General features: G+C 69.0%; 28 protein-coding genes. 26 read left to right on the top strand and 2 right to left on the bottom strand.

Going from position 1 to position 26286, the window contains the following annotated elements; translation table 11 throughout:
* The first annotated feature begins 28 nt into the window (after nucleotides 1-28).
* The 17 genes from EV683_RS04950 (at nucleotide 29) to accD (ending at nucleotide 15849) form a co-directional block, all read left to right on the top strand.
* Entirely contained in the window at nucleotides 29-685 is a 657-nt protein-coding gene (locus EV683_RS04950; protein WP_131862047.1) for a fumarylacetoacetate hydrolase family protein, read from the top strand.
* Nucleotides 682-1101, top strand: a complete 420-nt coding sequence (locus tag EV683_RS04945) for an RNA-binding S4 domain-containing protein (RefSeq protein ID WP_131862046.1) — start codon at nucleotides 682-684, stop codon at nucleotides 1099-1101. Before EV683_RS04950 ends, EV683_RS04945 begins: the two co-directional genes overlap by 4 nt.
* A 103-nt stretch (nucleotides 1102-1204) precedes the next feature.
* Entirely contained in the window at nucleotides 1205-2359 is a 1155-nt protein-coding gene (locus EV683_RS04940) for an MFS transporter (RefSeq protein WP_165916788.1), read from the top strand.
* A 165-nt stretch (nucleotides 2360-2524) separates the two neighbouring features.
* On the top strand, nucleotides 2525-3931 hold the full coding sequence (leuC, locus tag EV683_RS04935; RefSeq protein WP_066610488.1) for a 3-isopropylmalate dehydratase large subunit: 1407 nt from the start codon (nucleotides 2525-2527) through the stop codon (nucleotides 3929-3931).
* 176 nt (nucleotides 3932-4107) lie between these two features.
* Nucleotides 4108-4236 carry an entericidin A/B family lipoprotein gene (locus EV683_RS04930; protein ID WP_082824107.1) on the top strand — a complete coding sequence of 43 codons (129 nt, stop codon included), beginning with the start codon at nucleotides 4108-4110 and terminating at the stop codon, nucleotides 4234-4236.
* Nucleotides 4236-4874: a 3-isopropylmalate dehydratase small subunit gene (leuD, locus tag EV683_RS04925; protein WP_131862044.1), complete on the top strand. Its 639-nt coding sequence runs from the start codon at nucleotides 4236-4238 to the stop codon at nucleotides 4872-4874. The genes EV683_RS04930 and leuD overlap by 1 nt, the downstream gene beginning before the upstream one ends.
* Nucleotides 4875-4884: 10 nt before the next feature.
* Nucleotides 4885-5214, top strand: coding sequence for a hypothetical protein (locus EV683_RS04920; RefSeq protein WP_131862043.1), 330 nt, complete (start codon nucleotides 4885-4887; stop codon nucleotides 5212-5214).
* A gap of 4 nt (nucleotides 5215-5218) precedes the next feature.
* Nucleotides 5219-6289, top strand: coding sequence for a 3-isopropylmalate dehydrogenase (leuB, locus tag EV683_RS04915; protein WP_131862042.1), 1071 nt, complete (start codon nucleotides 5219-5221; stop codon nucleotides 6287-6289).
* Nucleotides 6290-6332: 43 nt separating this feature from the next.
* Nucleotides 6333-7445 (top strand): aspartate-semialdehyde dehydrogenase, encoded by a 1113-nt coding sequence (gene asd, locus EV683_RS04910; protein WP_066609465.1) that lies wholly within the window; start codon nucleotides 6333-6335, stop codon nucleotides 7443-7445.
* Nucleotides 7446-7519: 74 nt separating this feature from the next.
* Nucleotides 7520-8476 (top strand): Asd/ArgC dimerization domain-containing protein, encoded by a 957-nt coding sequence (locus EV683_RS04905; protein WP_131862041.1) that lies wholly within the window; start codon nucleotides 7520-7522, stop codon nucleotides 8474-8476.
* A gap of 82 nt (nucleotides 8477-8558) precedes the next feature.
* A complete protein-coding gene (locus EV683_RS04900) occupies nucleotides 8559-10787 on the top strand; it encodes a FimV/HubP family polar landmark protein (protein WP_131862040.1) in 2229 nt (742 codons plus the stop codon).
* Between the two features lie 60 nt (nucleotides 10788-10847).
* The gene (locus tag EV683_RS04895; protein WP_243694712.1) at nucleotides 10848-11492 is read left to right on the top strand and encodes a hypothetical protein; all 645 of its coding nucleotides are present in this window, start codon (nucleotides 10848-10850) and stop codon (nucleotides 11490-11492) included.
* Nucleotides 11489-12277, top strand: a complete 789-nt coding sequence (truA, locus tag EV683_RS04890) for a tRNA pseudouridine(38-40) synthase TruA (RefSeq protein ID WP_131862039.1) — start codon at nucleotides 11489-11491, stop codon at nucleotides 12275-12277. The genes EV683_RS04895 and truA overlap by 4 nt, the downstream gene beginning before the upstream one ends.
* Nucleotides 12278-12279: 2 nt before the next feature.
* Nucleotides 12280-12903, top strand: a complete 624-nt coding sequence (locus EV683_RS04885) for a phosphoribosylanthranilate isomerase (protein ID WP_131862038.1) — start codon at nucleotides 12280-12282, stop codon at nucleotides 12901-12903.
* A complete protein-coding gene (gene trpB, locus EV683_RS04880) occupies nucleotides 12890-14089 on the top strand; it encodes a tryptophan synthase subunit beta (protein ID WP_131862037.1) in 1200 nt (399 codons plus the stop codon). The genes EV683_RS04885 and trpB overlap by 14 nt, the downstream gene beginning before the upstream one ends.
* A gap of 8 nt (nucleotides 14090-14097) precedes the next feature.
* Nucleotides 14098-14889, top strand: a complete 792-nt coding sequence (gene trpA / locus EV683_RS04875) for a tryptophan synthase subunit alpha (RefSeq protein ID WP_066609458.1) — start codon at nucleotides 14098-14100, stop codon at nucleotides 14887-14889.
* Between the two features lie 90 nt (nucleotides 14890-14979).
* Entirely contained in the window at nucleotides 14980-15849 is an 870-nt protein-coding gene (accD, locus tag EV683_RS04870; RefSeq protein ID WP_131862036.1) for an acetyl-CoA carboxylase, carboxyltransferase subunit beta, read from the top strand.
* 492 nt (nucleotides 15850-16341) lie between these two features.
* On the opposite strand, the gene EV683_RS04865 is transcribed toward accD, so the two are convergent.
* A complete protein-coding gene (locus EV683_RS04865) occupies nucleotides 16342-18252 on the bottom strand; it encodes an ATP-binding cassette domain-containing protein (protein WP_131862035.1) in 1911 nt (636 codons plus the stop codon).
* A gap of 47 nt (nucleotides 18253-18299) precedes the next feature.
* Entirely contained in the window at nucleotides 18300-19325 is a 1026-nt protein-coding gene (tsaD, locus tag EV683_RS04860; protein ID WP_066609455.1) for a tRNA (adenosine(37)-N6)-threonylcarbamoyltransferase complex transferase subunit TsaD, read from the bottom strand.
* A 112-nt stretch (nucleotides 19326-19437) separates the two neighbouring features.
* On the opposite strand from tsaD, the gene EV683_RS04855 reads away from it, so the two are divergent.
* The 9 genes from EV683_RS04855 (at nucleotide 19438) to EV683_RS04815 (ending at nucleotide 26265) form a co-directional block, all read left to right on the top strand.
* The gene (locus tag EV683_RS04855; RefSeq protein ID WP_066609454.1) at nucleotides 19438-19857 is read left to right on the top strand and encodes an OsmC family protein; all 420 of its coding nucleotides are present in this window, start codon (nucleotides 19438-19440) and stop codon (nucleotides 19855-19857) included.
* 230 nt (nucleotides 19858-20087) lie between these two features.
* Nucleotides 20088-20498: a flagellar basal body rod protein FlgB gene (gene flgB / locus EV683_RS04850; RefSeq protein ID WP_131862034.1), complete on the top strand. Its 411-nt coding sequence runs from the start codon at nucleotides 20088-20090 to the stop codon at nucleotides 20496-20498.
* A 2-nt stretch (nucleotides 20499-20500) separates the two neighbouring features.
* Nucleotides 20501-20911, top strand: a complete 411-nt coding sequence (gene flgC, locus EV683_RS04845) for a flagellar basal body rod protein FlgC (protein ID WP_066609452.1) — start codon at nucleotides 20501-20503, stop codon at nucleotides 20909-20911.
* 23 nt (nucleotides 20912-20934) lie between these two features.
* Entirely contained in the window at nucleotides 20935-21609 is a 675-nt protein-coding gene (locus tag EV683_RS04840; protein ID WP_066609451.1) for a flagellar hook assembly protein FlgD, read from the top strand.
* Nucleotides 21610-21645: 36 nt separating this feature from the next.
* On the top strand, nucleotides 21646-22899 hold the full coding sequence (flgE, locus tag EV683_RS04835) for a flagellar hook protein FlgE (RefSeq protein WP_066609450.1): 1254 nt from the start codon (nucleotides 21646-21648) through the stop codon (nucleotides 22897-22899).
* Between the two features lie 29 nt (nucleotides 22900-22928).
* Complete coding sequence (locus EV683_RS04830; RefSeq protein ID WP_243694718.1) at nucleotides 22929-23663, top strand: flagellar basal body rod protein FlgF; 735 nt, start codon at nucleotides 22929-22931, stop codon at nucleotides 23661-23663.
* 20 nt (nucleotides 23664-23683) lie between these two features.
* A complete protein-coding gene (gene flgG, locus EV683_RS04825) occupies nucleotides 23684-24466 on the top strand; it encodes a flagellar basal-body rod protein FlgG (RefSeq protein WP_066609448.1) in 783 nt (260 codons plus the stop codon).
* 7 nt (nucleotides 24467-24473) lie between these two features.
* Nucleotides 24474-25151 (top strand): flagellar basal body L-ring protein FlgH, encoded by a 678-nt coding sequence (locus tag EV683_RS04820; RefSeq protein WP_066609447.1) that lies wholly within the window; start codon nucleotides 24474-24476, stop codon nucleotides 25149-25151.
* A 58-nt stretch (nucleotides 25152-25209) separates the two neighbouring features.
* Nucleotides 25210-26265 (top strand): flagellar basal body P-ring protein FlgI, encoded by a 1056-nt coding sequence (locus tag EV683_RS04815; RefSeq protein WP_066609446.1) that lies wholly within the window; start codon nucleotides 25210-25212, stop codon nucleotides 26263-26265.
* Nucleotides 26266-26286 lie beyond the last annotated feature (21 nt).

The raw sequence follows: 26286 nt of genomic DNA, 5'->3' as shown, positions 1-26286 counted from the left end.
CATCAGGGCCGCTCATCCGGAGATCGCTGTGACGAACGCCCCGCTCCTCGACGGCAGGCCCTGCCGCATCGCCAATCTGTTCTGCATCGGTCGTAACTTTGTTGCACACGCAGCAGAACTTGGCAATACGGTCGAACCCGAGCCGCTGGTTTTTCTGAAGCCGACCTCGGCGCTGCTGCTCGAGGGGGCCCCCATCGTGCTGCCCGGCTACTCGGGCGACGTGCACCACGAGTGCGAACTGGTGGTGCTGATCGGCAAGGGCGGCGACCACATCGCCGAGGCCGACGCGCTGTCGCACGTCGCCGGCTACGGCATCGGCCTCGACCTGACCGCGCGCGACGTGCAGAACGAAGCCAAGGCCAAGGGCCACCCGTGGACCAAGGCCAAGGGCTTTCGCGGTGCCGCCTGCGTCTCGGCGCTGGTGCCGGCCGCGCGGGTGGCCAACCCGCAGGCCTTGACCTTCTCGCTGAAGGTCAACGGCGAGATGCGCCAGCAAGGCGATACGTCGCTGATGTTGTTCGGCGTCGCGCGGCTGATCGCCGAGCTGAGCGAACGTTACGGCCTCTCCGACGGCGACCTGATCTACACCGGCACGCCGGCCGGCGTCGCGGCGCTGCGGCCGGGCGACACGCTGGAATTGACGCTAACCGGCCTGGTGTCGGCGCGCTGGGAGGTGGCGGCATGAGCCGGAAGGGGGCGAAGCCGGACGAGGACGACGGCAAGGTCAGGCTCGACAAGTGGCTGTGGGCGGCGCGCTTTTTCAAGACGCGCCAGCTCGCGCACGAGGCGATCGAGCTCGGTCGCGTGCTGGTCGGCGGCGAACGCGTCAAGGCGTCGCGCGTGGCGCGCGAGGGCGACGAGCTCTTGGTGCGCGTCGGCCAGCTCGAATACCGGGTGACCATCCTGTCCTTGTCGACGCAGCGCAAGGGCGCCCGCGACGTCGGCCTCTTGTACAGCGAGGACGACGCGTCGCGGCTGGCGCGCGAAGAGAAGGTCGCGCTGTTGAAGGCCGAGCGCGCCAGCTTCCCGTACGGCGACGGCAAGCCGACCAAGAAGGGGCGGCGCGACATCGCCGCCTTCCGGCAGAAGCTGCGCGATTGACTTCGCAGCGTTGGCCGAGGCTCGGCCAACCTGCTTGCGCACCCCGTCTTTCGACCTCCTCAACAATCCCGCTCAAACCGGCCCGCAACGCGGGCCGGGCCTCGTGAAGCCCGCCGCCGTGTCCTTGCTGCCGTTCTCGCGTTTCTACTTCTGCTATTTCGCCTTCCTCGGCCTGTTCAACCCTTACTGGCCGCTGTACCTCGCGCGGCTCGGCCTGTCGCCGTGGCAGTTGTCGGTGCTGGTGTCGCTGCTCGGCGTCGCGCGCATCGTCGCGCCGACCTTCTGGGGCGGACTGGCCGACCGGCTCGGCCGGCGCAATCCGGTGCTGCGCGCGACGACGCTGCTCGCCGCGCTCGCCTTTGTGCCGATTCTGTGGCTGCACGATTTCTGGCCCTTGTTCGCCTTGCTGTCCTTGTCGCACTTTTTCTGGGCGGCGTCGCTGCCGCTGGTCGAGGCCGGCGCGGCCGAGGCGACGCGCGCCGCGCCGGGTCGCTACGGCCGCACGCGCGTCTGGGGCTCGATCGGCTTCATGCTCGTGGCGCTCGCGGCCGGTTACGCGCTGACGACGGTGTCGCTCGCCGCGCTGCCGGCGCTGCTGCTCGCCGGCCTGCTCGTGCTGATGGCGGCCGCCTGGCGCGTGCCCGAGACCGGGGCTCGGCCAACGTCGGGCGCGCCGCCTGCCTCGCTGCGCGCGCTCATCGCGCGCCCCGGCCTGCCGGCGCTGCTGGCCGCCTGCTTCCTGATGGCGTTCGCGCACGGCCCCTATTACACCTTCTACTCGATCGCGCTCGCCGGCCTCGGCTACGGGCAGGGGGCGATCGGCGCGTTGTGGGCGCTCGGCGTGGTATGCGAGATCGTGTTGTTCTGGAAGCTGCCGACCCTGGTCGGACGGCGCGATCCGGCCGTGCTGCTGTTCGTGTCGCTGGCGGTCGCGGTGCTGCGTTTCGTGCTGCTGGCGACGGCGCTCGGCCAACCTGCGCTCGTGCTGCTGGCGCAGACCCTGCACGCCTTTACCTTCGGCCTGCATCACGCCGCGTCGGTCGCGCTTTTGCAGCGCATCGTGCCGCCGGCGCAGGCGGCGCGCGGCCAGGGCTTGTATCTGGCGGTGTCGTTCGGGCTGGGCGGCACGCTCGGCGGTCTCGTCGCCGGTGCGCTGTGGCCGGCCGGCGGCGCGGCGCTGGCCTACGGGCTGTCGGCGCTGGCCGCGCTGGGCGGTTGTGCGATCGTCTGGCGGGCGCGGCGCACGCTCGGGGCATGACGTCCGGGTAAGTCGGAACGGGCCTTGCGCAGTGCGGCAAACGCGACTTGTAAGGGGCAAACCGGTATGCAAGAATGACTTTTCCATTAAAAGTGCGGGGCTGGCGCGCGTGCGCCGCCGACCCACGCGCACCGAGATTCGCCATCAACCTGCATTGCTAGACCCATGACCGCCCAGACGCTCTACGACAAACTCTGGTCGAGCCACGTGGTGCACGAAGAAGCCGACGGCACCGTGCTCCTCTACATCGACCGCCATCTCATCCACGAAGTCACGAGCCCGCAGGCCTTCGAAGGCCTGAAACTGGCCGGCCGCCAGCCGTGGCGCAACTCCTCCATCGTCGCGACCGCCGACCACAACACGCCGACCGACCACTGGGACGAGGGCATCAAGGACCCGATCTCGCGCCAGCAGGTCGAGACGCTGGACGCCAACATCAAGCACTTCGGCGCGCTGGCCTACTTCCCGTTCAAGGACCGTAACCAGGGCATCGTGCATGTGGTCGGTCCGGAGCAGGGGGCGACGCTGCCGGGCATGACCGTGGTGTGCGGCGACAGCCATACCTCGACGCACGGCGCCTTCGCGGCGCTGGCGCACGGCATCGGCACCTCCGAGGTCGAGCATGTGCTCGCCACGCAGACGCTGGTGGCCAAGAAGTCCAAGTCCATGCTGGTCAGGGTCGACGGCCAGTTGCAGCCGGGCGTGACCGCCAAGGACATCGCGCTGGCGATCATCGGCAAGATCGGCACCGCCGGCGGCACCGGCTACGCGATCGAATTCGGCGGCTCGGCGATCCGCGCGCTGTCGATGGAAGGCCGCATGACGCTGTGCAATATGGCGATCGAGGCCGGCGCCCGCTCGGGTCTGGTCGCGGTCGACCAGATCACGCTCGACTACGTCAAGGGCCGTCCGTTCGCGCCGAGCGCCGAGCAGTGGGAGGCCGCCGTCGCCTACTGGAAGACGCTGGTGTCCGACGAGGGCGCGCAGTTCGACGCCGTCGTCGAGCTCAAGGCCGAGGACATCGCGCCGCAGGTCACCTGGGGCACTTCGCCGGAAATGGTCACCGACGTCAACGGCCGCGTGCCGAACCCGGCCGAACAAGCCGACCCGGTCAAGCGCGAGGGCTACCAGCGCGCGCTGAACTACATGGGTCTTGCCGCCGGCACCCCGATCCAGCAGATCGGCATCGACAAGGTGTTCATCGGTTCCTGTACCAACTCGCGCATCGAAGACCTGCGCGAAGCCGCCGCCGTGATCAAGGGCCGCAAGAAGGCCGACAGCGTCAAGCTGGTGCTGGTCGTGCCGGGCTCGGGCAACGTCAAGGCGCAGGCCGAGGCCGAGGGTCTCGACAAGGTGTTCACCGACGCCGGCTTCGAATGGCGCGAGCCGGGCTGCTCGATGTGTCTGGCGATGAACGCCGACCGCCTCGAGCCGGGCGAGCGTTGCGCGTCGACGTCGAACCGCAACTTCGAAGGCCGTCAGGGCCAGGGCGGGCGCACCCACCTGGTGAGCCCGGCGATGGCGGCGGCGGCGGCGATCGCCGGCCACTTCGTCGACGTGCGCACGTTCTGATCCCGCTTTCCGTTTTTCGCGGCGCGGCCGGGTAGGATTTCCGCCGTCGTCGCGCCGAAGACGGTCTCCGTCCGCTGACGGTCGGGGCCGGCCTCGGTGCGGCGGCGAGCGGGCCAGATCTCCGGTCGTGCGGGCGCCCCGGCAGCGGGCGTCCTCCGATACTCAGGAAGAGCACCATGGCAACCATCAAAACTCTGATCGCAGTGGCTTTGGCCGCGACGGCGCTGGCCGGCTGCAACACCGTCAGCGGCCTCGGCAAGGACCTGAAGGCCGGCGGCCAGGCGATCGAAAGGGCGGCACAATAATGAAGGCGTTTACCACCGTTAAAGGGCTCGTATGCCCGCTCGATCGCGCCAACGTCGACACCGACGCGATCATTCCCAAGCAGTTCCTCAAGTCGATCAAGCGCTCCGGCTTCGGCCCGAACCTGTTCGACGAATGGCGCTACCTCGACCACGGCGAGCCGGGCATGGACAACAGCGTCCGCCCGGTCAACCCCGACTTCGTGCTGAACTTCCCGCGCTACGCGGGCGCGCAGGTACTGCTGGCGCGCGAAAACTTCGGTTGCGGCTCCAGCCGCGAGCACGCGCCGTGGGCACTCGAGGACTACGGCTTCCGCGCGGTGATCGCGCCGAGCTTCGCCGACATCTTCTTCAACAACTGCTACAAAAACGGCCTGTTGCCTATCGTGCTGCCGGCCGACGTGGTCGACCAGCTGTTCCGCGAGACCGAAGCGAACGAAGGCTACGCGCTGACCATCGACCTGGCCGCGCAGACCGTCACCACGCCGTCGGGCGCTTCGTTCGGCTTCGACATCACCGCGCACCGCAAGCACTGCCTGCTGAACGGCCTCGACGAGATCGGCCTGACGCTGCAGCACGCCGACGCGATCCGCGCCTACGAGGCCAAGCGTCGCGCCGAGCAGCCCTGGCTGTACCGCTGAGCCGCGACGCATGGGCGTCGCCGCCCGCTCCGGCCCGCTCGCCCGCCTCGGCGGGCGCCCGCTCGTCGCGTTCGCGCTGATGGGGGCGGGCTTTTTCGGCTTCGGGCTGGCGACGCTGAACGTGATCGCGCTGTTGCAGGCGAATCTGCAGCTGGTCGCCGAGCACGGCTGGATGGCGTTGATGGACGGCGCCTTGCGCCAGTTCGTCGAGCTGATGGCCTCCGGCTACCTCGGCCTCGTGTGCTGGCTGTTGTTCAAGAGCTGCGAAAAGCTGCTGGTCGACCGGCTGACGGCGCCCGCGTTGGCCGAGCCCATCCAGAACATCGAATCGAAAGAATAAAGACATGAAGATTGCCATTCTCCCGGGCGACGGTATCGGCCCGGAAATCATCGCCCAGGCCCGCCGCGTGCTCGACGTGCTCGCCGCCGACGGCCTGGCCTTCGAAGCCGAAGAAGCGCCGCTGGGCGGCGCCGGCTACGACGCCTACGGCCACCCTTACCCGGAATTCACCCAGAAGCTGTGCCGCGAGGCCGACGCGGTGCTGCTGGGCGCCGTCGGCGGTCCCCAGTACGACACGCTCGACCGCCCGCTGCGCCCGGAGCGCGGCCTGCTGGCGATCCGCAAGGACCTGAACCTGTTCGCCAACCTGCGTCCGGCCATCCTGTACCCGGAACTGGCGAACGCGTCGACGCTGAAGCCGGAAGTGGTGTCGGGCCTCGACATCATGATCGTGCGCGAACTGACCGGCGACATCTACTTCGGCCAACCGCGCGGCATCCGCGTCAACGAGGCGGGCGAGCGCGAAGGCTTCAACACCATGCGGTACAGCGAGAGCGAGATCCGCCGCATCGCCCACGTCGCCTTCGGCATCGCGCAAAAGCGCAACAAGAAGCTGTGCTCGGTCGACAAGGCCAACGTGCTCGAGTGCACCGAGTTCTGGAAGGAGATCTTCATCGACGTCGCGAAGGAATACCCGGACGTCGAGTTGAGCCACATGTACGTCGACAACGCCGCGATGCAGCTGGTGCGCAACCCGAAGCAGTTCGACGTGATGGTGACCGGCAACATCTTCGGCGACATCCTGTCCGACGAGGCGTCGATGCTGACCGGCTCGATCGGCATGCTGCCGTCCGCGTCGCTCGACGCGAACAACAAGGGCCTGTACGAGCCGAGCCACGGTTCGGCGCCGGACATCGCCGGCCGTGACCTGGCCAACCCGCTGGCGACCATCCTGTCGGCAGCGATGATGCTGCGCTACACCTTCAACCGCGAAGCCGAGGCCCAGCGCATCGAGAACGCCGTCAAGACCGTGCTCCAGCAGGGCTTCCGCACCGCCGACATCTACGAGGCCGGCTGCCAGAAGGTCGGCTGCTCGGGCATGGGCGACGCAGTAGTCGCCGCGCTCAAGGCCTGATAAGCTGTCGGAAAGAATTCTCAAACATAATCAAGGAATTGCAATGCGAGTAGGGTTTGTAGGCTGGCGCGGCATGGTCGGTTCGGTGCTGATGCAGCGCATGCGCGAGGAGAACGACTTCGCCGTCATCGACGAGCCGGTGTTCTTCACCACCTCCAACGTCGGCGGCGCCGCCCCGGCGATCGGCAAGGACGTGCCGGCGCTGAAAGACGCGCGCGACATCGACGCGCTCAAACAGATGGACGCCATCGTCACCTGTCAGGGCGGCGATTACACGAGCGAAGTGTTCCCGAAACTGCGCGCCGCCGGCTGGCAGGGCTACTGGATCGACGCCGCCTCGACGCTGCGCATGGACGACGAGGCGATCATCATCCTCGATCCGGTCAACCTGAACGTGATCCGGGACGGCCTCTCCCGCGGCGTGAAGAACTACGTCGGCGGCAACTGCACCGTCAGCCTGATGCTGATGGCGCTGGGCGGCCTGTTCCAGAACGACCTGGTCGAGTGGACCACCTCGATGACCTACCAGGCCGCCTCGGGCGCCGGCGCGCAGAACATGCGCGAGCTGATCGCCGGCATGGGCGCGATCAACGCACAGGTCGCCGACAAGCTGGCCGACCCGGCCTCGGCCATCCTCGACATCGACCGCGGCGTGGCCGACTTCCTGCGCTCGGACGCCTTCCCGAGCCAGCACTTCGGCGTGCCGCTGGCCGGCAGCCTGATCCCGTGGATCGACAAGGACCTCGGCAACGGCCAGTCGAAGGAAGAATGGAAGGGCGGCGTCGAGACCAACAAGATCCTCGGCCGCTCGGCCAACCCGATCCCGGTCGACGGCCTGTGCGTGCGCGTCGGCGCGATGCGCTGCCACAGCCAGGCGCTGACCATCAAGCTGAAGAAGGACGTGCCGCTCGACGAGATCGAGGCGATGCTCGCCGCCGCCAACCCGTGGGCCAAGGTGGTGCCGAACACCCGCGAAGACAGCATGCGCGACCTGACCCCGGTCACCGTCACCGGCACGCTGACCGTTCCGGTCGGCCGCCTGCGCAAGCTCTCGATGGGCAACGACTACCTGTCGGCCTTCACCGTCGGCGACCAGCTGCTGTGGGGCGCGGCCGAGCCGCTGCGCCGCATGCTGCGCATCCTGATCGAACGCTGATCGCGCGCGCCTTCGGGCGCACGCTGACAACCCAAGGGCGCTTAACCGCGCCCTTTCTGTTTGGAGAAGAATTGATGAGTGCAAACCTGCAAATCGCCGTCGTCGGCGCCACCAGCCCGCTCGGCGCCGCGCTGCTCGAAAGCTTGGCTGAGCTCGTGCCGCCGTCGGTGCGCGTGTTTGCGGTCGACGCGGACGAGCGCGACGGCGAGACGGTCGAGTTCGGCCACCGCGAGCTGGCGGTGCAGCCGCTGTCCGAGTTCGACTTCGGCAACGTCGGCGCGGCCTTTTTCACCGCCGACGGCTTCGACGCGGCGCGCCGCGAAGCGCTCGACGCCGGCACCATCGTGCTCGAAGCGGGCGAGGCCGCGACGCTCGCCACGCCGGCGCTCGACGGCAACGTGATCGCGCTGCCCGACAGCGCCGTGCTGCCGCTGGCGCGCGCGCTGGCCGCGCTGGGCGGGCTGTCCGCCGTCACCGTGTCGGCCTACCAGTCGGCCAGCCGCTTCGGCCAGGGCGCGCTCGAGGAGCTGGCGGCGCAGACCACCGCGTTGTTTACCCAGCGCGACGCCGAGGTCGAGCACTTCCCGAAACGGCAGGCGTTCAACCTGCTGCCGCTGATCGGCGACGCGGAGGAGGGCGGCGCGAGCGCCGCCGAGCGCCAGTTGGCCGAGAGCCTGCCCGCGCTGCTCGGCCAAGCCCGGCTGCCGGTGTACGCCAGCGTCGTGCACGTGCCGATGTTCTTCGGCGCCGCCTGGTCGGTGAGCGTCGAGTTCGCCGGCGAGGCGCCGTCGCTTGCCGAGGTCAAGCAGGCCTTCCTCGCCGCCGGCCTGTGGCTGAACGCCGAGCCGGGCAAGGCCGACAGCACCGTCAGCCCGATGGACGTCGCCGGCACCGACCTGCTGGCCGCCGACCGCGTCCGCCTGAGCGGCTCGCGGCTGATGTTCTGGCTGACCGCCGATCCGGCGCGCGTCACCGCGAAAAACTGGTGCGAACAGTTTGCCAAGGCGATGCAAACTGGGTATTTTGCCTGACGCGAAGCCCCGCCTGGCGCTGGCAGGGCGGGGCACTTAAGATGGTCGGGCGGTCGACCGATGCGTTCGGAACGCCGCGTGCATGCTGACAACATCAAGAACAAAAGCCGGAAGGTGGATCGTGATAAGACAGGCACCCCTCAAACTCACCGTGCTGCTCGTGGCGGCCCTCTGTTCTGCCGGCGCGTCGGCAGGCCTGGGCCCGATCAGCGTGCGCTCCAACCTCGGCGAGACCTTTCGCGCCGACATTCCGCTGAGCGGGGTGGCCGCCGCCGAGTTCGACAGCGTACGGGTCGGACTGGCGGGCAACGAGACCTTCCGCGACCTGGGGGTCGACTACCCTGCGACGCTGTCGTCGTTGCGCTTCTCGCTGGTGCGCGGCGCCTCGGGGGCGGTGGTCAGGGTCACCTCGGTCAAGCCTGTCCGCGACCCCTTCCTGCGCTTCGTCGTCGAGGCGCGCGGCGGCACGACGCGCTCGGTGCGCGAGTACACCGTGCTGCTCGACCCGCCCGAGTACCGCGTCCGCGGCGGCCAGGACCTGGCGCTCGACGACGAGCTGCCGGCGCGCCCACGCGCGGCGCCGGCCGAACGCGCCGTCGCCACCGCCACGCCTGCCGGGCTGCTCGTGACGCCGGGCAGCACCCTCTACAGCCTGGCCGCCCGCGTGCAACCGCCGGGTGCCAGCCTCGACCAGACGCGCGCCGCGTTGCTGAAGCTGAACCCCGACGCCTTCATCGGCGGCGACCCGGACCGGCTGCGCGCCGGCGCGCGGCTCAAGGTGCCGTCCGCCGCCCGCATCCGCGCGCTGTCCGCCGCCGAAACGCGGCGCCTGCTGGCCGGCGGCGAGCCGGCGCCGGTGCCGGCATCGCCGGGCGGCGCGTCGTTCGTCCCGGCGGCGCAAGGCGTGTCGCCGCCGCCCGCCGCCGCGCCCGTGCCTGCCACGCCCGCGCTCGTCGCCCCGGTGGCCGCGGCGAGCGCGGGCGCCGCGCAGGCTCAGCCGGTGCTTGCCGACGAGGCGCTCGGCCAACTCGAAGCGCAGGTCGCCGAACGCGACAAGTCGCTGAAGGCGGCCGAGGCGCGGATCGCCGCGCTGGAGGCGAAGCTCAGGACGCTGCAGCAAGATGCGCCGCCGCCCGCGCCGGCGGCGGCGGAGGGCGGCGGCTGGCTGGACGCCATCGTCGCGCGTCTGCCGCTGATCGGCGGCGTCGCCGCCGGCGCCCTGCTGCTCGCGCTGGCCGGCCTGGGGCTGGCGCGGCGTCGCCGTGCGAGGCAGGTCGCCGACGCCGGGCTGGTGAGCCCTGGCCTGGCCGGCGGGGCGAGCACCGTGACCTCCCCTGTGTTGCGCGGCGCGACGACCGCCGGCGCGCCGAGCTTCATGTCCGACTTCACCCGCTCTTTCGGCGAGATCGACGCCGGCGAGGTCGACCCGGTCGCCGAGGCCGAGGTCTACATCGCCTACGGCCGCGACCAGCAGGCCGAGGAAATCCTCAAGGATGCGCTCGCCCGCGACCCGGCCCGCCACGAGGTGAGGCTGAAGTTGCTGGAAATCTACGCGGCGCGCGAGGACCGGGAGAGTTTCGAGCCGGTGGCGCGCGAGCTGCACCTGGCCTTCGACGGTCGCGGCCAGCAATGGGCCAAGGCGGCCGCGATGGGGCAATTGCTCGACCCGGAAAACCCGCTCTACCACAGCGGCGAGGTGCTGGCCACGCAGCCGCCCGATGCCGCCGAGTCCTTCGGCCCCATCGACCTCGACCAGGAACTGATGGCGGTCGCGCAGGCCGCACCGCCGCCACCTTCGGTGCCGGCCGCGACCGAGGCGGCGCCGACGGCGGCAGAGGAGGTGGCCGACCCGCTGCGCGCGGCGCTGTTCGGCGAGGACGACGTGCAGCCCGGCGCGGCGTCGAGCGGACCCGCCCCGGACGCGCTGCTCGACTTCGACCTTGACGCGCTGGTGGCCGCGCCGGCCGCCGAGACGGCGCCGCCCGCCGCCGAGGGCAAGGTCGACGACAAGCTGCTCGACTTCGACTTCCAGCTCGACGACGCGCCGCCGGCCAAGGCGCCGGACGCGGCGCCGCAGCAGGACGACGCGCTCGGCGATTTCGCCGCGCTGTTCCAGGACGACGCGCCGACATCGATGAGCGGCGTGTCGGCGGGCGACGATCCCTTGAGCACCAAGCTCGACCTGGCCAGGGTCTACCTCGACATGGGCGACAGCGAGGGCGCGCGCGAGGTGCTGACCGAGCTGGCCGGCGAGGCGAGCGGCCCCTTGAAGGACGAGGCCGAGTCGCTGCTGGCGAAGATCACCCCTTGACGGGACCGCAGTTGACGACGACCCGCCGGAAGGCGGGTCTTCGCGCGTCCGGGGCCGGCGATGGCTGAGGTTGTGGCCCGGACGGCCTTCCATCCCTCGGTCGCGCTGCTGCTCTGGCTCGCCGGTGCGATCGCGCTGCAGTGCCTGCCGCTGGCGGTTCTCGCACCGGCGGCGCTTTTGGCGGCGCTGGCGGTGACGCGCTTCGAGCGCCGCGCCGTGCCGATGAGCCTGCGGCGCATGCGCTGGCTGCTCGTCGCGCTCGTCGCGGTAATGGGCTGGACGCTGCCGGGCCGCGCGCTGTGGGACGCTACGTGGGCGCCGACGCGCGAGGGCCTGGCCGCCGGGCTCGCGCACGCGCTGCGGCTGCTGACGCTGGTGTGGTGGATGCGCGCGCTGTGGCTGACGCGCCCGCGCGACGCGCTGCTGTCCGGGCTCGTGGGCCTGGCGGCGCCGCTTTCCCGCGTCGGCGTGCCAATCGAGCGCGCGGCGCTGCGGCTGTGGCTGACGCTTTACTACGCCGACGCGATGTTGGCCGAGCCGCCCGGCCTCTCGCTCGCGCGCTGGCGCGCGCTGTGCCGGGACGACGTGGTCAAGGCGGGGCCCGATGCGGTAGAGTTGCGCTTTTGCCGCTGGCGCGCGCGCGACCTGTTCGCTGTGCTCGCCTGGGGCGCCGCGATGGGAGGGGTGGTGATAGCGTGGGCATGAGGATTGCGCTCGGAATCGAATACGACGGCCGCCGTTTCGCCGGCTGGCAGAGCCAGCCGCACGGCAACACGGTGCAGGACGCGCTCGAGCGCGCGTTGGGTCAGATCGCCGGCGCCAAGGTCGGCGTGGTCGCCGCCGGCCGCACCGACGCCGGCGTGCACGCGAGCCAGCAGGTGGTGCATTTCGACGCGCCGCTCGAGCGGCCGCTGAACGCCTGGGTGCGCGGCGTCAACCGCTTCTTGCCGCCCGAGGTGGCGGTGCTGTGGGCGCGGCCGGTATCGGACGACTTCCACGCGCGTTTTTCCGCCTTCTCGCGCTCCTACAGCTACTTCCTGCTCAACCACCCGGTGCGCCCGGCCCTGTCCGCCGGCCGGGTCGGCTGGTACCACTCGCCGCTCGACGTCGCCGCGATGCGCGAGGCGGCCGGGCTCCTGGTCGGCCGGCACGACTTCTCCAGTTTTCGCGCCGCCGAATGCCAGGCGAAGAACCCGGTCAAACAACTCTCCCGGCTCGACATCGTCGCGGCGGGCGGGTTGATCCGCTTCGATTTTTCCGCCGACGCCTTTTTGCACCACATGGTGCGCAACATCGTCGGCGCGCTGGTCTACGTCGGCAAGGGCAGCCTCTCGGCCCAAGGGTTGGCCGAGCTGTTGGCCGCGCGCGAACGCCGGCTCGCGCCGCCGACCTTCATGCCCGACGGCCTGTTCCTGACCGGCGTCGGCTATCCGGCCGAATTCGGCCTGCCGGCCTGCGCCGATTCGGCGCGCCTGACCTTCTGGAGTTGACCGTGCGACCCCGTATCAAGATTTGCGGCCTGACGCGGCCCGAGGACGCGCGCGACGCCGCGCGGCTCGGCGCCGACGCGATCGGCCTGGTGTTCTACGACAAGAGCCCGCGCAACGTCGACATCGCCGCCGCGCGCGCGGTGATCGCCGCCTTGCCGCCCTTCGTGTCGGTGGTGGCCTTGTTCGTCAATCCGGAGCGCGAGCGCGTCGACGAGATTCTGGCGGCGGTAGCCGTAGACATCCTGCAGTTCCACGGCGAGGAGACGCCAGAGTTCTGCGCGAGCTTTCACCGCCCGTATCTGAAGGCGGTCAGGGTAAAGCCGGGGGTCGATCTGGTAGAATGGGCCGATCGATACAAGAACGCCCGCGGCCTGTTGGCCGACGCCTTCGTCGAGGGCGCGCACGGTGGCACCGGCGCGACCTTCGACTGGCGCCTGATTCCGGACAATCTGCCGATCCCGCTGATCCTGTCGGGCGGGCTGACGCCCGACAACGTCGCCGACGCGGTGCGCCGCGTGCGCCCGGCGGCGGTCGACGTCTCCAGCGGCGTCGAGGCGGGCAAGGGAATCAAGGACGCCGAGCGGATGCGGGCCTTCATACAAGGAGTGACAGATGGATCGCTATGACATGCCCGACGCGCGCGGCCACTTCGGCCCGTACGGCGGGATCTACGTCGCCGAGACGCTGATGGCGGCGCTGGACGAGCTGAAAGCCGAATACGAACGCGCGAAGAACGACCCGGCCTTCTGGGAAGAGTACCGCTACGAGCTCAAGCACTACGTGGGTCGGCCGAGCCCGGTCTACCACGCCCGCCGCCTGTCGGAAAAACTCGGCGGCGCGCAGATCTACCTCAAGCGCGAAGACCTGAACCACACCGGCGCGCACAAGGTGAACAACACCATCGGCCAGGCGCTGCTCGCCCGCCGCATGGGCAAGAAGCGCGTGATCGCCGAGACCGGCGCCGGCCAGCACGGCGTCGCGTCGGCCACCGTCGCCGCCCGCTACGGCATGGAGTGCGTCGTCTACATGGGCGCCGAGGACGTCAAGCGCCAGGCGCCGAACGTCTACCGCATGAAGCTGTTGGGCGCGACCGTCGTGCCGGTCGAGTCCGGTTCCAAGACGCTCAAGGACGCGCTGAACGAGGCGATGCGCGACTGGGTGACCAACGTCGACTCGACCTTCTACATCCTCGGCACCGCCGCCGGCCCGCACCCTTACCCGATGCTGGTGCGCGACTTCCAGTGCGTGATCGGCGACGAAGCCAAGGTGCAGATGCCCGAGATGATCGGTCGCCAGCCGGACGTCGTCGTCGCCTGCGTCGGCGGCGGCTCCAACGCGATCGGCATGTTCTACCCCTACATCGACGTGTCGGGCGTGCGCATCGTCGGCGTCGAGGCGGGCGGCGACGGCGTCGCCAGCGGCCGCCACGCGGCGCCGCTGTCGGCCGGCAAGCCGGGCGTGTTGCACGGCTTCAAGAGCTACCTGATGCAGGACGAGAACGGCCAGATCGTCGAGACCCACTCGGTGTCCGCCGGGCTCGACTACCCGGGCGTCGGCCCCGAGCACAGCTACCTGAAGGACCTCGGCCGCGCCGAATACGACGCGATCAACGACGACGAGGCGCTCGCCGCCTTCCACGAGCTGTGCCGCAGCGAGGGCATCATTCCGGCGCTCGAGTCGAGCCACGCGCTCGCCTGGGCGATCAAGCACGCGCCGACGATGGGCAAGGACCAGGTGATCCTCGTCAACCTGTCCGGCCGCGGCGACAAGGACATCAACACCGTCGCCGGTCTCTCCGGCATCCAACTGTGAGACCGAGCATGTCGCGCATTGCCAACCGTTTCGCCGCCCTCGCGGGCAAGAAAGCCCTGATCCCCTTCATCACCGCCGGCGACCCGAACCCGGGCCTGACGGTGTCGCTGATGCACGGCCTCGTCGAAGGCGGCGCCGACATCATCGAGCTGGGCGTGCCGTTCTCCGACCCGATGGCCGACGGCCCGGTGATCCAGCGCGCGTCCGAGCGCGCGCTCGCGCACAAGGTCGGCCTGAAGGACGTGCTCGCCATGGTCGTCGAATTCCGCAAGACCGACGATGTGACGCCGGTGGTGCTGATGGGCTACCTTAACCCGGTGTTCGCGATGGGCTATACCGAATTCTCGAAGGCGGCCCGCGCGGCCGGCGTCGACGGCGTGCTGACCGTCGACTGTCCGCCCGAGGAGGCCGGGGAACTGGCCGCCGCGCTGAGCGCCGAGAGCGTCGACCCGATCTTCCTGCTGGCGCCGACCACCCCCGAAGCGCGCGTCGCCGAGGTGGCCCGTCTGGCGCGCGGCTACGTCTACTACGTGTCGCTCAAGGGCGTGACCGGCGCCGCGAATTTGGACATTGACGAGGTTGGGCGTAAAATCGCCGCCTTGCGCCAACACCTGAGCCTGCCCATCGGCGTCGGCTTCGGCATCCGCGACGGCGAAACCGCGCGTCGCGTCGCCGAGGTGGCCGACGCGGTCGTCGTCGGCAGCCGGCTGGTGCAGGAAATCGAGGCGGCGACGCCCGAAACCGCCAAGGAACGGCTGACCGCCCTGGTCGCCGGGCTGAAGTCCGCGATCGGCGCCTGAGCCATCCATGCCAAGGGGCCCCGTCGGGGCCCGTGTCACAACTGACGGGTTCGCGCACACGGCGCGAACGATGTTTTTTAAGGAGTCAGCATGAGCTGGTTGAACAAGCTCCTCCCGCCGAAGATCAAGCGCGACAGACGCGCCAGCAAGCCTTCGGCGGTTCCCGAGGGGCTGTGGAGCAAGTGCTCGGCCTGCGAGGCGGTGCTTTACTACACCGATCTCGAAAGCAATCTGCAAGTCTGCCCGAAGTGTAACCATCACCATCCGATCAGCGCGCGCGCGCGGCTCGACATGCTGCTCGACGCCGAGGGTCGCCGCGAGATCGGCGCCGAGGTCAAGCCGGTCGACATCCTGAAATTCAAGGACGGCAAACGCTATCCCGACCGGCTGGCCGCCGCCGCGGCCAGCACTGGCGAGGACGACGCGCTGGTGGTGATGCAGGGCAGCATCCACAACATCCCGGCCGTGGTCGCCGCCTTCGAGTTCAAGTTCATCGGCGGTTCGATGGGCTCGGTGGTCGGCGAGCGCTTCGTGCGCGGCGTGCAGGCCGCGCTCGAGGCCCGCGCGCCGTTCATCTGCGTGGCGGCCTCCGGCGGTGCGCGCATGCAGGAAGGCCTGAACTCGCTGATGCAGATGGCCAAGACCAGCGCCGCGCTGACCTGGCTGGCCGACGCCAAGCTGCCGTTCATTTCGGTGCTGACCGACCCGACCATGGGCGGCGTGTCCGCCTCGTTCGCCTTCCTCGGCGACGTGGTGATCGGCGAACCGGGGGCGCTGATCGGCTTCGCCGGTCCACGCGTGATCGAGCAGACCGTGCGCCAGACGCTGCCGGAAGGCTTCCAGCGCGCCGAGTTCCTGCTCGAGAAGGGCGCGATCGACATGATCGTCGACCGCCGCGAGCTGAAGGAAGAGGTCGCGACGCTGCTGGCCCTGCTGATGCAGGAGCCGGCGGTCGCCTGAGGCCGCCGTGCCGCCCCATCGCAAAAGCACCCCTGCGGGGGTGCTTTTTTCATGCCGCGTCCCGGGTGGGGCGCCATGTCATGCTACGACGGATGTTGTTTGCCGAACGTCGAGGCACGGGAAAGGGGCACGCGATGGCGTGTGCCCGTTTTTTGAGCGCCCGGTTTTTTTGCCATTACCGTCAATGGCTTGGCGCGACTATCCACAGTTTTCCCCCATGTTTGTGCCCGCCAGACGTGAATAAAACGCGGATTTCGCCATTTTTTTGCACGAAATTGCAAGTATCTGTCAAAAAAGCAGAATATGCGCTTACCCCAAGCTTATCCACACCCTTATCCTCATGTTCCTGTGGATAGGTTGCCAAACGAACGCGTCGATGTTGTCATGCGAACATCATCGCTGCGCGCGGTGGGGCGAATCGCGGCCTGGGCGCCGCCGGGCAAGCGGGCATGAAAAACGGCCGCGTTGCGGCCGTTCGGGGAGGGGCGGGGCTCAGGCCTCGGCTTCGAGCTGCTCGAGTTCCTCTTGCACATTCATCCAGTCTTCTTCGACCTCGGCCAACCTTGAGCCGATCTCGCCGAGCTGCTTCACCGCGTCGGCGAGCTTGGCCTTGTGGGCGTCCTGGTAGGCGTCCTCCGACGCGACGAAGCCCTCGAGTTCGGCCTTCTGCGTCGCTAGCGCGTCCAGCTCCTTCTCCAGCCTGGCGAGGCGGCCCAGCAGCGGCTTCTTCAGCGCCGACAGCCGCTGGCGCGCCTCGGCCTCGAGCCGTTTCTGTTCCTTGCGGTTGACGTTGGCCGAGAGCGCCTCGCCATTGGAGGGGGCGGCGGCCTCGGCCGCCTGCTCGATGCGCCAGCGCCGGTAGTCTTCGAGGTCGCCGTCGAAGGGTTCGACGCGGCCGGCGGCGACCAGCCAGAAGCGGTCGGTGGTCGCCTCCAGCAGCGCACGGTCGTGCGAGACGACGATCAAGGCGCCGGCGAAGTCCTGCAGCGCCAGCGTCAGCGCGTGGCGCATTTCCAGATCCAAGTGGTTGGTCGGTTCGTCGAGCAGCAACAGGTTGGGCTTCTGCCAGACGATCAGCGCCAGCGCGAGGCGCGCCTTCTCGCCGCCCGACATCGGGCCGACCGGCGCGAGTGCGGCGTCGCCGTGGAAGTTGAAGCCGCCGAGGAAGGTGCGCAGCTCCTGCTCGCGCGCGGTCGGCGCGAGCTTCTGCAGGTGCCACAAGGGCGATTCGTCCATGCGCAGCGTCTCGAGCTGGTGCTGCGCGAAGTAGCCGATGTTGAGCATCTGCGCGCCGACGCACTGGCCCGCCAGCGGCGAAAGCTCGCCGGCCAAAAGCTTCACCAGCGTCGACTTGCCGGCGCCGTTGACGCCGAGAAGGCCGATGCGGCTGCCGGCCTCGACCGACAGGTTGACGCGGTCGAGGATGACCTTGTCGCCGTAGCCGACGCGCGCGGCGTCGAGCCGCAACAGCGGGTTCGGCAGGTTGTCGGGCGTGGCGAACGCGAAGTCGAACGGCGAGTCGACGTGGGCGGCCGAGATGCGTTCGAGCTTCTCGAGCGCCTTGACGCGGCTTTGCGCCTGGCGCGCCTTGGTCGCCTTGGCCTTGAAGCGGGTGATGAACGACTCGAGGTGGGCGATCTGGCGCTGCTGCTTTTCGAACGCCGCCTGCTGGCGCGCCAGTTTTTCGGCGCGCATCGTCTCGTACTGGCTGTAGTTGCCGGTGTAGACGGTGAGCTGGCCGTCGGCGAGCTCGGCGATCTGGCCGCACACCGAGTCGAGGAAGTCGCGGTCGTGCGAGATGACGAGCAAGGTGCCCGGATAGCCCTTGAGCCAGTCCTCCAGCCACAGCACCGTCTCGAGGTCGAGGTGGTTGGTCGGCTCGTCGAGCAGCAATAGGTCGGAGCGGCACATCAGCGCCTGCGCGAGGTTGAGCCGCATGCGCCAGCCGCCCGAGAAGCTGGCGACCGGGCGGCGGATCGCCTCCGGCGCGAAGCCGAGGCCGGAGAGCAGCTTGGCGGCGCGCGCCTCGGCCGACCAGGCGTCGATGCGCGCCAGCTCCGCGTGCAGGTGGCCGATCGCCTCGCCGTCGTGCTTGTCCTCGGCCTCGGCCAAGCTTTGCTGCAGGGTGCGCAGCTCGGCGTCGCCGTCGAGCACGTAGTCGAGCGCCGGCGTGTCGAGCGCCGGGGTTTCCTGCGCGACGTGCGCCTGCGTCCAGTGCGCCGGCACGACGAGGTCGCCGCCGTCGGCGATCAGCTCGCCGCGCAACAGCGCGAACAGGCTCGACTTGCCGGCGCCGTTGGCGCCGACGACGCCGGTGTTCTGGCCGGGCAGGAAGCTGGCGGTCGCGCCGGACAGCAGCTCCTTGCTGCCGCGGCGCAGCGTGAGGTTTTTCAGTTGGATCATGGTCTGCGGCGTCGCCCCGGTTGCCCGGCGCGGCGCGAATCAAGGGTTCAGGCGGCGGGCAGCGCCGAGAGGTCCCAGCGCGGCTTGATGGTGAAGGCGCCGGCGGCGTGCGCGTGTTTCAGGCGCATCGCGCCGGCGAAGGCGATCATCGCGCCGTTGTCGGTACAGAGCGCCAGCGGCGGGTAGAACACCTCGAGGCGGCGGCGCGCCGCCGCGTCGTTAAGGCCGGCGCGCAGCTGCTTGTTGGCGCCGACGCCGCCGGCGACCACCAGCCGCTTCATGCCGGTTTCCTTCAGCGCCTTCAGCGACTTTTTCACTAGCACCTCGACGATCGCCTCCTGGAAGGCGTGGCAGATGTCGCAGCGCAGCTGTTCGGTCAGCTCGCCGTGCTCGGCCTCGACCTGGCGCACCAGCGTCAGCACCGCGGTTTTCAGGCCGGAGAAGCTCATGTCGAGGTCGGGCGAGTTGAGCATAGGGCGCGGCAGCGTGAAGCGGTGCGGCGTGCCGCGCTCGGCCAGGCGCGACAGCATCGGGCCGCCCGGGTAGTCTAGCCCCAGCAGTTTGGCGGTCTTGTCGAAGGCTTCGCCGGCGGCGTCGTCGAGCGTCTCGCCGAGGATCTGGTAGTCGCCGACGCCGCGCACCGCCATCAGCTGCGTGTGGCCGCCGGAGACGAGCAGCGCGACGAAGGGGAAGTCGGGGCGCGGCTCGGACAGAAGCGGCGACAACAGGTGGCCTTCGAGGTGGTGGACGCCGATCACCGGGATGCCGAGGCCGAAGGCCAGCGCGTTGGCGAAGCTGGCGCCGACCATCAGCGCGCCGCCGAGGCCCGGTCCCTGCGTGAAGGCGATCGCCGACAGGTCGGCGAGCGTCTTGCCGGCGTCGGCCAGGCAGGCGCGCGTCAAGGGCAGCACGCGGCGGATGTGGTCGCGGCTGGCCAGTTCGGGCACCACGCCGCCGTACTCGGCGTGCAGCGCCATCTGCGTGTGCAGATGGTGGGCCAGAAGCCCCTTGTCGAGGTCGTACAGCGCGACCCCGGTTTCGTCGCAGGACGATTCGATTCCGAGTACCAGCATGGCTTGCGTCTATCAAAGGCGAAAACGCCATTTTAGCGGTGATTCTTTATGACCCCAACCGGGGGTGGTAGTCTTGCCCTTTTTTGCTGGTTTGCAGGAAGGAGGAGGGGAGATGAAGGCACGACTCAAATGGGTGGAGGGCGTCTGCTTCATGGGCGAGACCGGTAGCGGCCACGCCGTGGTGATGGACGGCGCGCCCGAGGGCGGCGGCCGCAACCTCGGCCCGCGTCCGATGGAACTGGTCTTGCTCGGCACCGCCGGCTGCACCAGCTACGACGTGATCACCATCCTGAAAAAGGCGCGCCAGGACGTGCGCGACTGCTGGGTCGAGATCGAGTCGGAGCGCGCCGGTGAAGACCCCAAGGTGTTCACCAAGATCCACTTCCACTTCGTCGTCGTCGGCCACGGCGTCAAGCCCGAGTCGGTCGAGCGCGCGATTCACCTGTCGGCCGAGAAGTACTGCTCGGCGTCGATCATGCTGGCCAAGACCGCCCAGATCACGCACGACTTCGAGATCCGCGAAGAGGACTGAGGCCGCGCTCGCGTCGCAAACGCCACCGCCGCCGGTGGCGTTTTCTTTGCCGCTGGCAAAACTTGCCGCCCGTCTTGCCGGCGGCGGCAAGCGGGTGCCGGCAAGACGTTGCGGCGGGATAGCTTCACGATTGCCGCGCCAATTGCAAACAAACGTTAAGGATGGCTCGGCCAAGTTCGACGATGGGTTGGCACGTTTCATGCTTATGAGTTGCGTCCCGGGGAGATGAGATGCTCGACAAGATCGCCAAACACTTCGACTTCCAGCAGCGCGCGCTGGGCCTGCGCGCCTACCGCGCCGAAGTGATCGCCAGCAACATCGCCAACGCCGATACCCCGTACTACAAGGCGGTCGACTTCGACCTGGGGGCGGCGCTGAAGTCGGCCGAGGCTGCACAGCGGCGCCTCGCGCTCGCCGCAACCGACGCGCGTCACCTGTCCGGCCGCGCCGCCGGTGCCTCGGCCAACGGCGCCGAGCTGCAGTACCGCAGCGCGGTGCAGCCCAGCATCGACGGCAACACGGTCGACATGGACGTCGAGCGCGGCGCCTTCACCGACAACGCGATGAAGTACCAGGCGACGCTCACCTTCCTCAACCGCCGCATCGCCGGCCTGAACAACGCCATCAAGGGAGGCCAGTAAGCATGTCCCTGTCCAATGTGTTCGGCATCGCCGGTTCGGCGCTGACCGCGCAGTCGCAGCGCCTCAACCTGGTCGCGAGCAATATCGCCAACGCCGAAAGCGCGACCAGTTCGACCGGCGAGCCCTACCGCGGCCGCCACGTGGTGTTCACCGCGATCCCGGTGTCGGCGGCGCAACCGCAGGTCGCCGGCGTGCGCGTGACCGCGGTGGTCGAGGACGAGAGCCCGTTCAAGCTCAAGTACGACCCGGCCAACCCGCTGGCCGACGACAAGGGCTACGTTCGGCTGCCGAACGTCAACCCGGTCGAGGAGATGGCCGACATGATCTCGGCCGCGCGCTCCTACCAGACCAACGTCGAAATGATGAACACCGCCAAGACCCTGCTGCAGAAGACGCTGCAGCTGGGTCAATAAGTCCCCGATTCGAAAGGCACGCCATGGCCACCATCGACCAGAGCCTCCTGAACAAGATCAACGGCGCCACCGGCACGAGCGCGAGCGGCAAGGACGTCAACAGCGCCGACGCGATCCAGGACCGCTTCCTCAAGCTGTTCACCACCCAACTGCGCGCGCAGGACCCGCTGAACCCGATGGACAACTCGCAGATGACCGCGCAGATGTCGCAGATCAGCACCGTCACCGGCCTCGAGAAGCTCAACCAGTCGATGGCCAGCCTGACGCAGGCGCAGATGGCGGCCCAGTCGCTGACCGCGGCCGGCCTGATCGGCCGCAGCGTACTGGTCGCCGACAACGGTCTCACGCTCAAGGGCGGCGAGGTGCGCGGCGCGGTCGGCCTGACGCAGAGCGCCGACCAGCTCAGGATCGAGGTCAAGGACAGCAAGGGCAGCGTGGTCGACAGCTTCGACATCGCCCAGCCCGGCAGCGGGCTGACCTATTTCAACTGGGACGGCAAGAACGCCGCCGGCGAGACGCTGCCGGACGGCGAGTACAGCTTCTCGGTCAGCGCGACCAAGGCCGGCAAGGCGATCGAGGCGACCGCCTTGTCCTATCAGCAGGTCAGGAGCGTCGGCATCGACGGTCTGACGCCCAACCTCGCGCTGTCCAACGGCCGGCGCGTGACGCTGGACACCGTGGTGGAAGTGGCCGCCTAAGGCCGCGGTCGCGAATCAAAGCAGCAGGAGCGGAATATGGGTTTTCAGCAGGGTTTGAGCGGTCTGTCGGCGGCTTCCAAGCAACTGGACGTGATCGGCAACAACGTCGCCAACGCCAACACCGTCGGCTTCAAGGGCTCGCGCGCCGAGTTCTCCGACATCTACGCGGCGAGCATCTACGGCGTCGCGGCGACGCAGAGCGGCATCGGCGCCAAGACGGTCAACGTCACGCAGCAGTTCACCCAGGGCAACATCACCACCACCAGCAACCCGCTCGACCTGGCGATCGCCGGCAACGGCTTCTTCCGCGTCGATCGCGCCGGCGACGTCGCCTACATGCGCAACGGCCAGTTCCAGCTCGACCGCGACGGCTATTTCGTCAACAACGGCTTCAGGCTGACCGGCTACCAGGCCGACACCGACGGCAACATCATCGCCGGTCCGCCGGTCGACCTGAAGGTCAACGCCGCCAACATCGGCGCCGAACCGACCACCTCGCTGCTGTTCGGCGCCAACCTCGACGCCAAGCAGACCGCGCCGGCGGTCGCCTTCCCGGGCGCCGACCCGGCGAACCCCGACCCGAACTCGGTCAACCACTCGCGCTCGGTCACGCTGTACGACAGCCTCGGCGTCTCCCACCTCTTGACGCTCTACTACGTCAAGAGCGCGACCGACCCGCTGCAGTGGGACGTGTACACCCGCTTCGACACCGATCCGATCGCGGTTCCCGCCACGCCGCTGACCACGCTGACCTTCAACAACAACGGCACCTTCAACAGCGCCTCCGGCGCGACGGTGCCGGGCACGGTGACCTTCAACGCGCCGGCGCTGACCAACGGCGCCGCGCCGCTGGTCGTCAACGTCGACCTGAGCAAGACCACCCAGTTCGCCGGGCCGTTCTCGGTCAACACGCTGACCGCCGACGGCTACGCGGACGGCACGCTGACCGGCCTGGCGACCACGCCGGAGGGCGTCGTCGAGGCGCGCTTCTCGAACGGCCAGACCAAGGTGATCGGCCAGGTGGTGCTGACCAGCTTCGCGAACGTGCAGGGCCTGAAGCCTTCCGGCGACAACCGCTGGGTCGAGAGCTTCGAGTCCGGCCGCCCCAAGGTCAACACGCCGGGCAGCAGCAACGTCGGCCTCATCCAGTCGGCGGCGCTCGAGGATTCGAACGTCGACCTGACCTCGGAGCTGGTCAACATGATCACCGCGCAGCGCTTCTACCAGGCGAACGCGCAGACCATCAAGACGCAGGACGCCATCCTGCAGACGCTGATCAACCTGCGTTAAGCCGCATAAGGGGGCGATTCGTGGACCGCATGATCTACCTGGCGATGAACGGCGCCAAGCACGTCGCGTGGCAGCAGGCGACGACCGCGCACAACCTCGCCAACGTCAACACCAACGGCTTCAAGGCCGACCAGGTGTCGTTCCGCGCGCTGCCGGTCGTCGGCGACGGCTCGCCGACCCGCACCTACGTGGTCGACAACACCGTCGGCCACGACCTGTCGCAGGGCAGCCTGCAGCGCACCGGCAACGCGAACGACTTCGCGCTCGGCTCGCCGGGTTTCTTCGCGGTGCAGGGGCCGGACGGCCAGGAGGCCTACAGCCGCGACGGCGGTTACGAGGTCGACGCGGCCGGCATGATGCGCACCCGGAGCGGCCTGCCGCTGCTCGGCCTGGGCGGACCGATCACCGTCCCCGAGGGCTTTCGCGCCGAGCTCGGCCAGGACGGCACGGTGACGGCGGTGCCGCTCAACGGCGAGGACCGCGCGCCGCAGATCGTCGGCCAGATCAAGCTCGTCAACCCGGGCGCGCGCGCGGTGTTCAAGGGCGAGGACGGGCTGTTCCGCCTGCACGCCGGCGGCGTCGCCGCGCAGGACGAGAACGTCAAGCTGGTGCCCGAGGCGCTCGAGGCCAGCAACGTCAACGCGGTCGACAGCCTGGTGCAGATGATCTCGCACGCGCGCCAGTTCGACCTCAACATCAAACTCATGCAAACCGCCGACCAGAACGCGCGCTCCGCGACGCAGGTGCTGGCGATGACGGCCTGACGGCCAGGAGAAACCGCACCATGATGCGCGCGCTGTATATCGCCAAGACCGGCATGGATTCGAGCCAGTTCCAGCTGGACATCGTTTCCAACAACCTCGCCAACGTCAACACCAAGGGCTTCAAGCGCAGCCACGGCGTGTTCGAGGACCTGTACTACCAGACGCTGCGTCAGCCCGGCTCGCAGCTGAGCAACGGCAACACGCTGCCGACCGGCCTGCAGGTCGGCACCGGCTCGGCGCCGGTCGCCACCGCGCGCATCCACTCGCAGGGCAACCTGGTGCTGACCTCGCAGTCGCTCGACCTGGCGATCACCGGCGACGGTTTTTTCCGCGTCCAGCGGCCGGACGGCACCATCGCCTACACCCGCAACGGCGAATTCCGCCGCAACGAGAACGGCGATATCGTCAACTCCTCGGGCTATCTGCTCGACCCGCAGATCAACATCCCGGCCGACGCGACCCGCATCAGCATTTCCGACTCGGGCATCGTCCAGTACTTCCTGCCCGGCAACCCGGACCCGCAGAACGCCGGCAACATCCAGTTGACGACCTTCGTGAACCCGCAGGGCCTTGAGAGCATCGGCGAGAACCTCTACCTCGAGACCGCCGCGTCGGGAGCGCCGCAGGACGGCGACCCGCAGACGGACGGCCGCGGCAAGGTCAGCCAGGGTTTTCTCGAGGAGTCGAACGTCAACGTGACCGAGGAGCTGGTGAAGATGATCGTCGCGCAGCGCTCCTTCGAGATGAACTCGCGCGCGATCAAGACCGCCGACGAGATGCTGCAGCGCATCGCCCAGCTTTAAGACCCGCATGAAACGACTCGCCGCCTTCTTCTGCCTTGTCGCGCTGTCCGCGTGCAGCGTGCCGCAGCCCCCCATCGTGCAGCAGCCGATGACGGCGCGCCCCCAGCCTCGGCCGGTCGCGCCCGTCAGCAATGGCGCGATTTTCCAGGCGGCCACTTACCGTCCGCTGTTCGAGGACAAGCGGCCGACCCAGGTCGGCGACACGCTGACGGTGACGATCGAGGAGCGCACCACGACCTCGAGCAGCGCCGAGACCAAGGGTTCGCGCAGCGCGTCGACGTCGAGCGGCATCGACGCGGGGATCAATCTGCCGTTCTTCTCCAACTTCCTCGAGAACAAGCTCGCCGGCGCCCGCTTCGGCGCCGAGGGCAGCGTCAACAACAACGGCAAGGGCAGCACCTCCGGCTCCTCGTCGTTCAACAGCTCGATCACCGTGACCGTGATCGAGGTGCTGGCCAACGGCAACCTGGTCGTCAGCGGCGAGAAGCAGATGAGGCTGAACGGCGACACCGAATTCATCCGTCTGTCCGGCGTCGTCAACCCGGTCGACGTCAAGCCGGGCAACCTCGTCTCGTCGACCAAGTTGGCCGACGCGCGCATCGAACAGGAAACCGAGGGCAAGCAGCGCCGCTACATCGAGCCGGGCTGGCTGTCGCGCTTCTTCCTGTCGGTGCTGCCGTTCTGATAGGCTTTCGCCTCCGGGCGAGCTCTGTCGCGACGCCCGCGTTTTGCAAGGAGAAGGCATGAAACGGCTCTGGCTCTGGCTGGTGCTGGCGGCGCTGGCGCTGCCGGCGCACGCCAACCAACGCATCAAGGAGCTGGCGACCGTCGGCGGCGTGCGCAGCAACCAGCTGCTCGGCTACGGCCTGGTCGTCGGCCTCGACGGCAGCGGCGACAAGCGCAGCTCGTCGCCGTTCACCGCCCAGTCGATGGCCAGCATGCTCACGCAGTTGGGCGTGCAGCTGCCGCCCGGCACCAAGATCGACTCGAAGAACACCGCCGCGGTGACGATCACCGCGAGCCTGCCGCCGTTCGCGCGCCGCGGCCAGGCGATCGACGTTACCGTCTCGTCGATCGGCGACGCCAAGAGCCTGCGCGGCGGCACCTTGCTGATGGCGCCCTTGAAGGGCGCCGACGGGCAGATCTACGCGATGGCCCAGGGCAACGTCGTCGTCGGCGGCGCCGGCGCCAGCGCCGGCGGCAATTCGGCGCAGATCAACCAGTTGTCGGTCGGCCGCATTCCGGCCGGCGCCACCGTCGAGCGCGAAGTGCCGACCGCGCTGGGCGGCAACGACGCGATCCAGCTCGAACTGCTCGAGGCCGACTTCACCACCGCCAACCGCGTCGTCGAGGCGATCAACCGCCAGTTCGGCGCCGGCACCGCGCAGGCGGTCGACGGCCGCTTGATCGAGGTGCGCGCGCCCTACGACGGCAACCAGCGCGTGCAGTTCCTGTCGCGACTCGAGAACCTCGTCGTCAAGCCGGCGGAAACCCTGCCGTTGGTCATCGTCAACGCGCGCACCGGGTCGGTGGTGATGAACCGGGCGGTCACGCTGGACGCGGTCGCGGTGTCGCACGGCAACCTGTCGGTCACCGTCGGCAACAACGACCGTGCCGGCAACCCCGACATCAATATCCGCACCGACCGCGGCGAAGTGGTCAACCTGCCCAAGAGCGCCAACCTCGCGCAGGTCGTCAACGCGCTCAACGCCGTCGGCGCGACGCCGCAGGACCTGGTCTCCATCCTGCAGGCGATCAAGGCGGCCGGCGCGCTCAGGGCCGAGCTGCAGATCATCTGACGGCCGGCCTCGGCCAAGTCC

Origin of the sequence: Crenobacter luteus (genome assembly GCF_004345725.1) — a bacterium.
Classification (GTDB): domain Bacteria; phylum Pseudomonadota; class Gammaproteobacteria; order Burkholderiales; family Chromobacteriaceae; genus Crenobacter; species Crenobacter luteus.
This window is presented reverse-complemented; position numbering and strand designations above follow the sequence as displayed.

Bases quoted from the DNA above. Each gene is read 5' to 3' on its own strand.
- EV683_RS04945 (WP_131862046.1), top strand. From the start codon at position 682: ATGAGCCGGAAGGGGGCGAAGCCGGACGAGGACGACGGCAAGGTCAGG.
- leuC (WP_066610488.1), top strand. From the start codon at position 2,525: ATGACCGCCCAGACGCTCTACGACAAACTCTGGTCGAGCCACGTGGTG.
- EV683_RS04930 (WP_082824107.1), top strand. From the start codon at position 4,108: ATGGCAACCATCAAAACTCTGATCGCAGTGGCTTTGGCCGCGACGGCG.
- leuD (WP_131862044.1), top strand. From the start codon at position 4,236: ATGAAGGCGTTTACCACCGTTAAAGGGCTCGTATGCCCGCTCGATCGC.
- EV683_RS04920 (WP_131862043.1), top strand. From the start codon at position 4,885: ATGGGCGTCGCCGCCCGCTCCGGCCCGCTCGCCCGCCTCGGCGGGCGC.
- leuB (WP_131862042.1), top strand. From the start codon at position 5,219: ATGAAGATTGCCATTCTCCCGGGCGACGGTATCGGCCCGGAAATCATC.
- asd (WP_066609465.1), top strand. From the start codon at position 6,333: ATGCGAGTAGGGTTTGTAGGCTGGCGCGGCATGGTCGGTTCGGTGCTG.
- EV683_RS04905 (WP_131862041.1), top strand. From the start codon at position 7,520: ATGAGTGCAAACCTGCAAATCGCCGTCGTCGGCGCCACCAGCCCGCTC.
- EV683_RS04900 (WP_131862040.1), top strand. From the start codon at position 8,559: ATGCTGACAACATCAAGAACAAAAGCCGGAAGGTGGATCGTGATAAGA.
- EV683_RS04895 (WP_243694712.1), top strand. From the start codon at position 10,848: ATGGCTGAGGTTGTGGCCCGGACGGCCTTCCATCCCTCGGTCGCGCTG.
- truA (WP_131862039.1), top strand. From the start codon at position 11,489: ATGAGGATTGCGCTCGGAATCGAATACGACGGCCGCCGTTTCGCCGGC.
- trpB (WP_131862037.1), top strand. From the start codon at position 12,890: ATGGATCGCTATGACATGCCCGACGCGCGCGGCCACTTCGGCCCGTAC.
- trpA (WP_066609458.1), top strand. From the start codon at position 14,098: ATGTCGCGCATTGCCAACCGTTTCGCCGCCCTCGCGGGCAAGAAAGCC.
- accD (WP_131862036.1), top strand. From the start codon at position 14,980: ATGAGCTGGTTGAACAAGCTCCTCCCGCCGAAGATCAAGCGCGACAGA.
- EV683_RS04865 (WP_131862035.1), bottom strand. From the start codon at position 18,252: ATGATCCAACTGAAAAACCTCACGCTGCGCCGCGGCAGCAAGGAGCTG.
- tsaD (WP_066609455.1), bottom strand. From the start codon at position 19,325: ATGCTGGTACTCGGAATCGAATCGTCCTGCGACGAAACCGGGGTCGCG.
- EV683_RS04855 (WP_066609454.1), top strand. From the start codon at position 19,438: ATGAAGGCACGACTCAAATGGGTGGAGGGCGTCTGCTTCATGGGCGAG.
- flgB (WP_131862034.1), top strand. From the start codon at position 20,088: ATGCTCGACAAGATCGCCAAACACTTCGACTTCCAGCAGCGCGCGCTG.
- flgC (WP_066609452.1), top strand. From the start codon at position 20,501: ATGTCCCTGTCCAATGTGTTCGGCATCGCCGGTTCGGCGCTGACCGCG.
- EV683_RS04840 (WP_066609451.1), top strand. From the start codon at position 20,935: ATGGCCACCATCGACCAGAGCCTCCTGAACAAGATCAACGGCGCCACC.
- flgE (WP_066609450.1), top strand. From the start codon at position 21,646: ATGGGTTTTCAGCAGGGTTTGAGCGGTCTGTCGGCGGCTTCCAAGCAA.
- EV683_RS04830 (WP_243694718.1), top strand. From the start codon at position 22,929: ATGATCTACCTGGCGATGAACGGCGCCAAGCACGTCGCGTGGCAGCAG.
- flgG (WP_066609448.1), top strand. From the start codon at position 23,684: ATGATGCGCGCGCTGTATATCGCCAAGACCGGCATGGATTCGAGCCAG.
- EV683_RS04820 (WP_066609447.1), top strand. From the start codon at position 24,474: ATGAAACGACTCGCCGCCTTCTTCTGCCTTGTCGCGCTGTCCGCGTGC.
- EV683_RS04815 (WP_066609446.1), top strand. From the start codon at position 25,210: ATGAAACGGCTCTGGCTCTGGCTGGTGCTGGCGGCGCTGGCGCTGCCG.